The 11,886-nt window shown below is 30.9% G+C and carries 14 protein-coding genes; 11 read left to right on the forward strand and 3 right to left on the reverse strand.

The features are described 5' to 3' along the window. A partial coding sequence (locus KA833_RS13250) for an SdrH family protein (protein ID WP_245336304.1) occupies window positions 1-1,102 on the forward strand: 1,102 nt, incomplete at its 5' end. Window positions 1,103-1,196: 94 nt separating this feature from the next. On the opposite strand, the gene mroQ is transcribed toward KA833_RS13250, so the two are convergent. Beyond that, the gene (gene mroQ / locus KA833_RS13255; protein WP_046207999.1) at window positions 1,197-1,940 is read right to left on the reverse strand and encodes an intramembrane glutamic endopeptidase MroQ; all 744 of its coding nucleotides are present in this window, start codon (window positions 1,938-1,940) and stop codon (window positions 1,197-1,199) included. A 175-nt stretch (window positions 1,941-2,115) separates the two neighbouring features. Here mroQ and groES point away from each other — a divergent pair, with 175 nt between their 5' ends. The 3 genes from groES to KA833_RS13270 all read left to right on the forward strand — a co-directional run bounded on the left by groES (window position 2,116) and on the right by KA833_RS13270 (window position 4,945). Beyond that, window positions 2,116-2,400 carry a co-chaperone GroES gene (gene groES, locus KA833_RS13260; RefSeq protein WP_019469562.1) on the forward strand — a complete coding sequence of 95 codons (285 nt, stop codon included), beginning with the start codon at window positions 2,116-2,118 and terminating at the stop codon, window positions 2,398-2,400. Window positions 2,401-2,451: 51 nt separating this feature from the next. Then, window positions 2,452-4,074 (forward strand): chaperonin GroEL, encoded by a 1,623-nt coding sequence (gene groL / locus KA833_RS13265; protein ID WP_046207998.1) that lies wholly within the window; start codon window positions 2,452-2,454, stop codon window positions 4,072-4,074. A gap of 403 nt (window positions 4,075-4,477) precedes the next feature. Beyond that, the gene (locus KA833_RS13270) at window positions 4,478-4,945 is read left to right on the forward strand and encodes a bacillithiol transferase BstA (protein WP_064209736.1); all 468 of its coding nucleotides are present in this window, start codon (window positions 4,478-4,480) and stop codon (window positions 4,943-4,945) included. A 370-nt stretch (window positions 4,946-5,315) separates the two neighbouring features. On the opposite strand, the gene KA833_RS13275 is transcribed toward KA833_RS13270, so the two are convergent. Beyond that, entirely contained in the window at window positions 5,316-6,608 is a 1,293-nt protein-coding gene (locus KA833_RS13275; RefSeq protein ID WP_046207996.1) for an aminotransferase class I/II-fold pyridoxal phosphate-dependent enzyme, read from the reverse strand. Between the two features lie 200 nt (window positions 6,609-6,808). Between KA833_RS13275 and KA833_RS13940 the strand changes: the two genes are divergently transcribed. The 7 genes from KA833_RS13940 to pmtD all read left to right on the forward strand — a co-directional run bounded on the left by KA833_RS13940 (window position 6,809) and on the right by pmtD (window position 11,110). Then, window positions 6,809-6,904: a Trp-rich small protein gene (locus tag KA833_RS13940; protein WP_225309943.1), complete on the forward strand. Its 96-nt coding sequence runs from the start codon at window positions 6,809-6,811 to the stop codon at window positions 6,902-6,904. Between the two features lie 229 nt (window positions 6,905-7,133). After that, window positions 7,134-7,328: an SE1626 family protein gene (locus KA833_RS13280; RefSeq protein ID WP_046207995.1), complete on the forward strand. Its 195-nt coding sequence runs from the start codon at window positions 7,134-7,136 to the stop codon at window positions 7,326-7,328. 220 nt (window positions 7,329-7,548) lie between these two features. Continuing rightward, entirely contained in the window at window positions 7,549-7,929 is a 381-nt protein-coding gene (gene pmtR / locus KA833_RS13285) for a PSM export ABC transporter transcriptional regulator PmtR (protein ID WP_046207994.1), read from the forward strand. Then, window positions 7,926-8,792: a phenol-soluble modulin export ABC transporter ATP-binding protein PmtA gene (pmtA, locus tag KA833_RS13290; RefSeq protein WP_046207993.1), complete on the forward strand. Its 867-nt coding sequence runs from the start codon at window positions 7,926-7,928 to the stop codon at window positions 8,790-8,792. The genes pmtR and pmtA overlap by 4 nt, the downstream gene beginning before the upstream one ends. Window positions 8,793-8,828: 36 nt before the next feature. Continuing rightward, window positions 8,829-9,491: a phenol-soluble modulin export ABC transporter permease subunit PmtB gene (pmtB, locus tag KA833_RS13295; protein WP_046207992.1), complete on the forward strand. Its 663-nt coding sequence runs from the start codon at window positions 8,829-8,831 to the stop codon at window positions 9,489-9,491. Window positions 9,492-9,509: 18 nt separating this feature from the next. Then, window positions 9,510-10,382: a phenol-soluble modulin export ABC transporter ATP-binding protein PmtC gene (gene pmtC / locus KA833_RS13300; protein ID WP_046207991.1), complete on the forward strand. Its 873-nt coding sequence runs from the start codon at window positions 9,510-9,512 to the stop codon at window positions 10,380-10,382. Then, the gene (gene pmtD, locus KA833_RS13305) at window positions 10,382-11,110 is read left to right on the forward strand and encodes a phenol-soluble modulin export ABC transporter permease subunit PmtD (RefSeq protein ID WP_046207990.1); all 729 of its coding nucleotides are present in this window, start codon (window positions 10,382-10,384) and stop codon (window positions 11,108-11,110) included. The genes pmtC and pmtD overlap by 1 nt, the downstream gene beginning before the upstream one ends. 71 nt (window positions 11,111-11,181) lie before the next feature. On the opposite strand, the gene KA833_RS13310 is transcribed toward pmtD, so the two are convergent. Further along, complete coding sequence (locus KA833_RS13310) at window positions 11,182-11,742, reverse strand: thioredoxin family protein (RefSeq protein ID WP_064209734.1); 561 nt, start codon at window positions 11,740-11,742, stop codon at window positions 11,182-11,184. Window positions 11,743-11,886 lie beyond the last annotated feature (144 nt).

Below are 11,886 nucleotides of genomic sequence, written 5' to 3' on the forward strand. Positions count from 1 at the left end.
TTCAAAACCAGATGAACCAAGTGAAGGAGACACGTCTGATACAAATGAAGGTGGAGGTTCATCGCCAAAACCAGACAAACCCAATGATGGAAATACATCCGGTTCAAATGGAGGTACAGGAACACCGACAAAGCCTGACCGACCAAATGAAGGTGGAGGTTCATCACCAAAACCAGACAAACCCAATGATGGAAATACATCCGGTTCAAATGGAGGTACAGGAACACCGACAAAGCCTGACCGACCAAATGAAGGTGGAGGTTCATCGCCAAAACCAGATAAACCCAACGATGGAAATACAACCGGTTCAAATGGAGGTACAGGAACACCGACAAAGCCTGACCGACCTAATTTGACACCACCGTCAAACTCTCATTATCCCAATACACCAAGTAATGGAAATCATGAGAGTGGTAATGGAGATGCGTATCAACCAACAAAACCAATCAAACCATCATATTCTGCGCGTCCGAACTTAAAAGGGTCAAGTGAAAATGCACAATCAAATAAATATCAAAGTGATTTTAATTATGGAGATTTAGCAGTTAAAGAAGATACAAATCAAGCGTCGACGCATACAAAAAGTGACCGTCAAATTTTAAATAGATTTAACCAAATGTCTACCGGTTCATTTAAATATAATCCTTTTGTTGTAAACCAAGTAAAACAATTAAACAATGGTGAAGAAAAAATTTCTAATAGAGAAATTTTATCCATATTAAGACCACAACGATTTGATGATAATGCTTTTTTAAATGAGTTACAGAAAGGAACGAATTATTTTAAATTTCAGTATTTTAACCCATTAAAATCGCAGGATTATTATAAAAATTTAGATAATCAAGTTTTAGCTTTGATTACAGGTGAAATTGGCTCTATGCCAGATTTGAAAAATCCAAAAACGGAAAGTGCTACAGGTAAATATGAGTATCATTCTAGTGGCGATGAAGAAATGACTGAAACTGCAGATAAAGATTCAAAAAATACTATTGATATAAAATTTGAACGTATATTATTTGCTTTAATAACAGCTATTTTTATTATCTTTGTAGGTGTCGTAGTTGGTTACTTTGTTCATCGTAAAAACAAAAATAATGAATAACTAAAATATAAAAAGGGTTAATCCATTTCATAAGATGGATTAACCCTTTATTTTGAGAATGTAACTATTTTCTTATTTTATAATAAAATGTTAGTTAAACAATAAGATTAAAAATAAATGAAGTAGTTTCTTGTAACTCTTTTATTTTTTCTGGTCCAATTAAAACTTGAATAATTACTACAAAACCATTTTGCATCATATGTACAGCAATAGGAACCCATATGCGCTTAGTAAATGCATATAATCCTGAAAAAATCATTCCCATACCAAAGTAAATGATGAAGAAAGCTGGGTCACCGTGTGCAGCACTAAATATAATAGAACTTACTACCGAAGCTACAATGAATTTTAGGGTCTTATTACCTTTCATAAATTGATATAACTCACCAAAGATAACTTTTCTAAACACATATTCTTCAAGAATTGGGCCTACAATTGAAATTAAAATAATGAAGACAGGTATATCTTGAGCGACTTTCATTAACCTTTCTGTATTTGGACTTGATTGCGGTCCACCTAATACAAACATATTAATTAAATTAGCAATGATTTGATAAACCATAACACTAACATATCCAACGAATGCCCATAGTATTGCGTAGCGTTTCTTCTCTTTTGCTTGTTGTTCTAACTGTGTTGGATTAGCAATGAAATTATTGATTATAATGATAATGATGGATGCAATTATAAATAAAATCACTTGTGTATAAATATTGGTAAACATTAACGATTTACCACTTAAATTGCTGAAAAAACCAGCCATATGTAAAAATAAAACACCATATTGTGCTAGACCATAAATAACTAATGTCAATATGGATACCCACAAACGAGACATAATGAACCTCCAAAAATAGTTTATATCTTATTTTAGCGTAAATTATGTTCATACACAAAATATACAACGATGGTTTTAACTTGAAATATTGACCAACTTTGATTATTATAGAAAATAGATTAGCACTCAAGGTAATAAAGTGCTAAAGATTTCCAATTCTAAGGAGGAACAATCAATGTTAAAACCATTAGGTAACCGAGTAATTATTCAAAAAATAGAACAAGAGCAAACAACAAAAAGTGGTATTGTATTAACAGATAGCGCTAAAGAGAAGTCAAATGAAGGTACGATAATTGCAGTAGGTGCAGGACGTATTTTAAAAGATGGTTCTCGAGTTGCTCCTGAAGTGAATGAAGGCGATAACGTTGTTTTTCAACAATACGCTGGCACAGAAGTTAAACGTGGAGACGAAACATATTTAATTCTAAACGAAGATGATATTTTAGCAATTATTGAATAATAAAAATTATAACTACGATAAAATATACTAACAACATGGAGGTTAAGAAATATGGCTAAAGATTTAAAGTTCTCTGAAGATGCACGTCAATCTATGCTAAGAGGTGTAGATAAATTAGCAAATGCTGTCAAAGTTACAATTGGTCCTAAAGGACGTAATGTTGTATTAGATAAAGAATACACTTCACCATTAATTACTAATGACGGTGTAACAATTGCAAAAGAAATTGAATTAGAAGATCCTTATGAAAATATGGGTGCTAAATTAGTACAAGAAGTAGCGAACAAGACAAATGAAATCGCTGGAGACGGTACAACTACAGCTACTGTATTAGCACAAGCAATGATTCAAGAAGGTTTGAAAAATGTTACAAGCGGTGCTAATCCAGTTGGACTACGTCAAGGTATTGACAAAGCTGTAGAAGTAGCAATTGAAGCTTTACATGAAATTTCACAAAATGTAGATAATAAAAATGAAATAGCACAAGTTGGTTCTATTTCAGCAGCTGATGAAGAAATTGGTAAATATATTTCTGAAGCAATGGAAAAAGTTGGAAATGATGGTGTGATTACAATTGAAGAATCAAGTGGCTTTAATACCGAATTAGAAGTTGTAGAAGGTATGCAATTCGACAGAGGTTATCAATCTCCATATATGGTCACAGATTCAGATAAAATGGTTGCAGAGTTAGAAAGACCATATATTTTAATTACAGATAAAAAGATTTCATCTTTCCAAGATATTTTACCGTTATTAGAACAAGTAGTTCAAGCTAACCGTCCAATTTTAATAGTAGCTGACGATGTTGAAGGCGATGCATTAACAAATATAGTATTAAACCGCATGCGTGGCACGTTTACAGCAGTTGCAGTAAAAGCGCCTGGATTTGGCGATCGTCGCAAAGCAATGTTAGAAGATTTAGCAATTTTAACAGGTGCACAAGTGATTACTGACGATTTAGGCTTAGAACTTAAAGATGCAACAATTGATATGCTTGGTACTGCTAATAAAGCTGAAATTACTAAAGACAATACGACAGTTGTCGATGGTGATGGTGATCAAAACAATATCGATGCAAGAGTAAGTCAAATCAAAGCACAAATTGATGAAACTGACTCTGATTTTGATAGAGAAAAATTACAGGAACGCTTAGCGAAATTAGCAGGCGGTGTTGCAGTAATTAAAGTTGGCGCAGCAAGTGAAACAGAGTTAAAAGAGCGTAAATTACGTATTGAAGATGCTTTAAACTCTACAAGAGCTGCCGTTGAAGAAGGGATTGTAGCAGGCGGTGGTACAGCATTTATGAACATTTTTGATGAAGTATCAAAAATTGAAGCTGAAGGCGACGTAGCTACAGGGGTTAATATCGTCTTAAAAGCTCTAGAAGCACCTGTACGTCAAATAGCAGAAAATGCTGGCTTAGAAGGCTCAATTATAGTTGAAAGACTTAAAAATTCAGAAGTAGGCGTTGGCTTTAATGCTGCTACTAATGAATGGGTGAATATGCTTGAAGCTGGTATTGTAGATCCAACTAAAGTAACACGCTCATCACTTCAACACGCAGCAAGTGTTGCAGCTATGTTCTTAACAACAGAAGCAGTTGTTGCTAATATTCCTGAAGAAAATAACAATGAACCGCAACCAGGTATGGGTGGCATGCCAGGCATGATGTAAAATATTTATCACATCTATGTTTAGTTGGTTGATATGACGAAATAATATAAAAATTAAAAACAAACTTTATAGAAGATACTCATGGACGTTTCTCATTTAAACAAATTTTTTGAGAAACGTCTTTTTTATATATCATAGTATAAGTTAAAGCAAAACAAACGTGTTATTAAACTGGAGATTTACTAGTGATAATACAAAGGTGTCAGTGTATGCTTTTTGATTATAAATTATATCTAAATTTTGAATCAGTGGATTAGATATTAATAATTAAAATATACATTGTTTATAATAATTTTACTTATGTGAATAAGTATTAAATAAAAGGGTAGAGAGTGGATGTACGTTTTTATAGTAACATTATATTTAAGTTGCACGATATTTGAAGAGTGGAGGGGATTAAATTATGACAAAGAAATCAGTATATGATGTTATTGATATGGGTGTTAATTATTTAATTTCAGGTTATGATAATTGGAGTAATGATCAAGTATTGGACGATAAAATTGATTTATTCCCAAATACAATACATTGGCAATATGGTCATGTTTTAACTATATTTGAATCTGCATTATCTTTATATGATAAAAATACAGTAGATGTAGAGAAATACACGCGTTTATTTGGTTATGGATCCTCACCAGAAAATTGGGGAGATGAAACAGTACCAAAAATAGATGAAATCTTGAACGATTTACAAACCTTACCAGAGCGTGCTCAAAAAATTTCAGATGAAGAACTACAAGCAGAATTAACTGAAACCATTGCAGGTTGTAATACGTTAGACGAATTGTTGGTATTAAATGCCATTCATATTCCTTTACATGCTGGTAAAATTGAAGAAATGTCTCGTGTTTTAAAACAACAACAATAAATTAAATAGATACTGATATATAAATCCTAGAAAAATAGCACACAGATGATTTAATGATATAATTTAATCCATCTGCGTGCTTCTTTATTCTTCAGTATTTCGTATTGTTGACTCGCTTTCTTAGGGGGGGCAGCTTCATCCTGTGATCTTCAGCTTATCTTGTTCCCCCAAGCGTCTCGCTAGAATACAACTCATTCACATGTAATTCCACATTAAAATACTTTAAAAAACAAGGCTCTATATCAAACCAGGTAGTAGCTCAATGAGCTAACTATAATTAACACAATATTGAAAAGGGCAATTTCTATATGATTTCAATAGAAATTGCCCTTTTTTACTTGTCCAAGAACTTTATGTCCCAGTGACTTTTTTATACATTTTGTAAATCAGAAATGGCTTTAGCTATTGAATCAAAGACATGAGGGATATCATCTTTTTCTACACAACTAAAAGCAATTCTAATGTCAGAATCATTTAATGCAATTACACCAATAGAATAATTTTCGATTAAATGCTTACGTAACTGTTCTGGATTAACATTTTTAACTTTAAGCGCCATAAAGTATCCAGAGTTAAAATCATAGGGTTGCCAATATGTTGAATATTTTTCGTCATAAACAACAGATTTTGTAGTTTGGTATCTTGCATTTAATGTATCTATATTCTTTTGAATCTCTTTGTCAAATTGATCATGGTTTTCAAGTACATATTTAACTGCACTTTGAGAAGGCATTGGTCCACTAGAAATATTACTTCTAATTAACCCTTTTACTTTGGCTTCTAAGACTTGTTTTGTAATAGGATCGTTCACACCAAAACTAATAAATCCAACACGTAACCCCCATGCAAAGAATTCTTTAGTAGCTCCATCTAAGCGGATAGGTAATAAATTAGGCAAATGTAAATTTGTTAATGCAGTAAATAGAGATTGCGTGTAAACATCTTCATAGAATAAACCATAGTAAGCGTCGTCTATTAATGCAATAACATTAGTGCCACGCTCTGCAAGTGATTTGATGGCATCGACAATAACGGCTACTTCATCTTTAGTAGGCGTATAGCCAGTTGGGTTATTAGGATAATTCAGGATTAAAATAACTTTATCTTTGTTATATTGTTCTAAAGTATGAACAAGTTGTTCAGTGGTGAAATGTCCATGCTCATCGAAGATATCATATGTTTCAATTTCAGCACTATGTCTTGTACTATATACTAATTTATAGTTACCCCAATTATGTGATGGTAGTAAAATTGTGTCTCCGCTATCAACAAACATATCTCCCACAATAGATAGACCGTGTGTCAATGCATTTGTAACAATAGGTCTTGTCATGTGATTCGCAGTTAAATCAGGATTGTCTTTCAACATTTTTTGTTGCCATAAATCGCGAAGTGCTTCTAAACCTTGAGGAGGTGCGTACGGAAAGATGTCATTTGGTTCTAAATGATTGAACATATCATTTAACGTTTCAGCATACATTTTACTATCTTTATATGTTGCCATACCAATTGTGGCATTATACTTAGTAGCTTTCGCTTCTGCAGATTGTGATAAAATGCCTTTTGGATAATACATTAATTTGCCTAAATCAGAAAGCATATCTGCGATTTCTGGATTGGATTTAGATAATTGTTCGTTTAAATCTAAAGCTAAAGGATTCATAGTTTGTTAACCTCTCTTTACTTTTTAAATGATATAACTATATTATCTTGAAATCAGTCAAAATTAAAGCGTTCTAAACATTTTATAAGAAAAATATAAATTTATGGTCATTTTATACGAACATGTGTTCTTATTTATGTTAGAATATAGATAGGCTATCAAAATCCTACATGGTACTTTTTTGTGGGGGGTGTAGTATGATTACGTGGTGGCAAGAAATTTTAGTAACTTTAATAACAGGTGGCTTACTTGTTGTATTCCGTGTTTGGTTAGAAGATAAGTGGAAAGACAAATAGGTGGCCTTACACAAAAAACCCCAAGTCTGATAGCGCAGACTTGGGGTTGTGTAGTATAATTCGTGGATACAATTATATTTTAGCACCACCAAGTATAAACTGCAAACAATATATTCTATTGCGTGTAATGGAAATTAATAAAATAATAAATTTAAATAGAAATAATACGAATGAGTTTTAGAAATTGCGAGTAAATTTTGATACAATATAATTATTTGAGGTGAGTATAGTGAAGCATTTAACAAAAATATTTGTGGTTATTGCTATTGTATTGTTTGTCGTTGGTTATTATTTGCAAGCTACTGGTCATGAAAATTCAGGCATAAAATTATTAATTGCAGCAATTATGTTTATGATATGTGCATTTATAAATAGAAGTAATGATAGACGCAAAAGAAATAACCAAAATCATAAAAGGAAATAAATAGTAAGATAGAGACAACAATTTCTTTCTTACTAAGAGTAAGGCTACCCATTTTTTATGTGGGTTAGCCTTTTTTATTTTAAACGATATAGTTATTGGTTTTAATATTTAAAACAAAATTTTCAATCACTGTAAATTTTTATTTAAAATGAAATTTTGACTTTACAAGTGTGTATATATTGTATATATTGTGTATATACAGTTATGAGGGAGGACGTTAATGAAAATACTTTTAAAAAATAGTAGTGAAAGGCCGATTTATGAGCAAATCAAACAACAAGTAAAAGAGAACATTTTAAAAGGATACGTTGCTCCTGGAGAACATTTGCCTTCAATGAGAGAATTAGCACAGGATTTAAGTGTCAGTGTAATCACCACAAAACGTGCCTACGAAGATTTAGAAAAAGATGGTTTTGTTTTTACTATAAGAGGAAAAGGTACATTTGTGAAGGAGCAGGACAGTTCAATTTTAAAAGAAAAACAATTTATAGTTATAGAATCCTTAGCTAAATCAATGAGTAAAGAAGCCAAGACCATTGGGATGACTTTGTCAGAGTTACAAGAAATATTAGCGTTGATTTATGAGGAGGACGACGAATGAATGCAATAGAATTGAAAAACATTAATTATCATTTTAAAGAATTTCAATTAAATGATATTTCATTTAAAGTCCCTCAAGGATTTGTAACTGGTTTTATCGGAGCAAATGGTGTTGGTAAAACGACAATTATCAGGTTAATCATGGATTTAATTGAACCTAATGATGGTGAAATATTCGTTTTTAACCAAAAAATGAAAAATAATGCTGTAGCAATAAAAGATAAAATTGGTTTTATTTATTCTGAGTTATATCTTAATGATAAATGGACAATAAAGAAAACAGAAAGTTATATTGCGCCATTTTATAGTTATTGGAGTCATGATATTTTTAAACATTATGTTGAGTTGTTTGGTTTACCTTTTAATAAAAAGATTAAAACATTTTCAACAGGAATGAAGATGAAGTTATCTATTGCAATCGCATTTAGCCATCAAGCGGAATTATTTATTTTAGATGAACCTACTTCAGGCCTAGATCCTATTGTTAGAAATGAAGTTTTAGATATCATTCAAAAAGAACTTATTGATGAGAAAAAGACTGTTTTTTTATCAACACATATTATTTCTGATTTGGAAAAAATTGCTGATTATTTAGTCTATATTAAAGATGGAGAAGTTGTTTTGAATGATTTTTTAGATAAACTTTTAAATCAGTTTAAAATTGTCAAAGGTGATTCCGATCAAATTGATGAAGAGTTAAGGCAATTAACTCAATACTTTGAAAGTAATAAAACGGGTTATACTGCACTAACAACTCAAGCCAATGTGTTTTATGAAATATTTGGAAACGCCGTTGCAATCACTAGTCCAACAATTGAAGACTTAATGGTTTACCTCGAAAAAGGTACCCAAAAGAATGATTAGGGCCTTTCTAATAATTAACAACGCGGGAGGTATAAGATGAAAAATTTACTTATTCGAAACCTTAAGTTACGTAAATGGACGATTGTTTTATATGCAGTTTTACTTGTTATTTCGCCTTTACAATTAATTTTGAATCATGACACCTTGATGAATAAAGTGATTTATTCTGCACTTGTTATGGTACTGGTAGTTATTTCAGTTTTAGATTCAGGACATGTTTTTCGTTTTAATAAAAAGCTAGGACACAAACAATCCTATGACTTTTTTGCTAGTTTACCGGTTTCTAAATTATCTTTATTAAATGCGAACTATATAACTGTTTTGGTATTTACTTTTATTGGTGCAGGCATTTTATCTTTATATGGTATTTCCAATGATAACTATACAAATAATACAATTAACATTAATTTCACATTGCCATTTTCTTATATTGCCATCAACTTCTTTGCCATACCATTAGGCTTTAAGCGTTATACAGAACAAAAGGCAGAATATATTTCATTTATTCCTTACGTGCTAGGGATGTTAATTTTCTTACCGTTTGTCATTGCAATTATCATTATCGGTTGTTCATTACTATTTGATTATGACTTTGAACATTTAAAATATTTTAAAAATTTCTTTAACTATGGCTTTTTGTCACTAAGTGTTATATTTTTAGGAATAAATTATATCATTCAATATAGAAAGCTAAATTAACATTAAAGGAGGCGCATTATGCAGTTAAAACAAATTACTAAAACATATGGTAGTAATAACGTATTAGACCATATTGATTTTGATTTTGGCCATAGTCAAATTGTTGGTTTAATAGGTAAAAATGGAGTGGGTAAAACCACTTTAATGAAAGTGATGAATGGCAACATTGTAAATTATAAAGGTGAAGTTCAACTAAGTAATAAAGAAAACGTAGGTTATTTAATTGAGCATCCTAAATTATACGATAATAAATCTGGCTTATATAACTTGAAGCTTTTTGCAAATGTGTTAGGAAAAGGATTTGATAAAAAGTATGCTGATCAAATTATCGATGCATTTGGAATGCGCGGTTATATAAAAAAGAAAATCAAAAAATATTCAATGGGTATGAAACAAAAGTTAGCTATTGCAGTGTCTTTAATGAATAAGCCCAAATATTTAATTTTAGATGAACCAACAAATGGAATGGATCCTGACGGTTCAATTGATGTTTTAAAAACGATACAATCACTTGTTCAAGAACTAGATATGAAAATCCTGATTTCAAGTCATAAACTTGAAGACATAGAGTTAATTTGTGATAGAGCAGTCTTTTTAAGAGATGGAACATTTGTACAAGATGTTGATATGAAAGAAGGTGCTCCAACAGATTCTACGGTATTGAATCTTGAAGCAGGTGACTTTGAGGCAGGATTAGCTTATTTAAATGAACATTTTGATGTTATACAGTCTCAAAAAGAAACAGGAGAAGTTATATTAAAGGCTCAAAAAAGCTATAAAGACATATTACGAGGGTTAGCAAGTAAAGAAATTTTCCCTGAATTTATTGAAACACGTAAAAGTTCGTTACGTGATACGTACTTTAATATCAATCAGAAAGGTGGCCAATAATGAACAGTATACAACTCGTAAAATATGACTTGATTAGTATATTTAAAAGTCCTTTAACTTACTTAGCATTATTATTGACGATTTTACCAATGATTGGATTTACAATTTTATTTGTTCAACAATCTGATGAAATGAATGGTAATACATTACTTTCAATTGGTAGTTGGTTCTTTTCTATTATGGGTCTACTTTTTGTAATTAAAACAATTACACGTGATATTTCTCAAGGTACGATTCAATTATATATGAATAAAACATCGAGTCGTGTGGGTTATGTTGTTGCAAAAGTTGTTTCTATTATACTAATTGCTATATTAATAACAGCTATTCTTGTTGCATTTGTTTTAATTGTTCAAGGTATTGTAGATGGTAAAAATATTAAAATGGATAAAATTTTTGAATTACTATGGTTTTTCCTAATGTTCCATTTATTCTTTGGATTACTATTATATTTATTTGCATTAGTAGTGCCTAAAACAGCGCTTATTTTCACATTAGGAATTTTCTTAGTATTGATTGTGCCTTTTGCAGAGCCTTTCTTACCAATGATTCCAAAAATTGGAGATAACATACAAGACTCATTAAAATATATTCCATTTAGTTATTTAACATCGAAAACGACTTCTGGAGATTATACATTCAGTAATTGGCAATGGTTTATTACCTCAGCTTCAATTGTTATTTTATTTATTATTAATCTATTCTATGCATCTAAAAAAGATATTTAATAGTAGAAATTAAACTTCAATAAAAGCACGTATGAATTGTAGTAAAGCTCATCCAATTCATACGTGTTTAATTATTTAGTGATTAATTTATCTAAGATTGAATCGTAAACATGTTTCCACATTTGTGAGTCTGTTTTGTAACGATTTGCAATAATTGTGTGTGTTTCTGCTGATTTATCTTTAAATGTAGGGTCGTCTTTTTCAGGTAATTTTGAGCGCGTGTCATCTACAAAGTTTTGGACTTGTCTAGCACGAGGGCCCCAAACAGTTTGTTGTTCAAAATCATCATTTAGAAAGACAAATATTGGAATAGATCTAGCCGTGCCATTTGTTAAGTATTGATCTATTAAATCAGTATTTTCATCGCGATGGAATACTCTGACTTCCAAGTGTAATGCTTCACTAATATGTTTTAGAATAGGAAGATTCATCATAGCATCTCCGCACCAATCTTCTGTTATTACAAGCACTTTGCTGTAAGGTAAAGATTTGATTTTTTCAAGACGTTCATCATCTTGAGGAAGTGAGAATGATTTATAAATTGTAAGTAAATTTTCTTGGTTTTCAGTCATATCCTCAATGTACTGATCAAGTGGCTGACTGTTTTTGAAATAAGTTTCTAAACTTGTCATTATTTTTCCCCCTTTAATTTATTAGCTATTATTATAGCAACAATTTTTAATGAAAGAAAATTTTTAATACTTAGAAAAGTAATAAGTTTTAATATTTGTTTTAAATGAAAATACTAAATGATTATGATAAAGTCCGTATAATTG

The sequence above is a fragment of the Staphylococcus sp. GDY8P67P genome (assembly GCF_017892545.1).
GTDB classification, from domain to species: Bacteria; Bacillota; Bacilli; order Staphylococcales; family Staphylococcaceae; genus Staphylococcus; species Staphylococcus ureilyticus.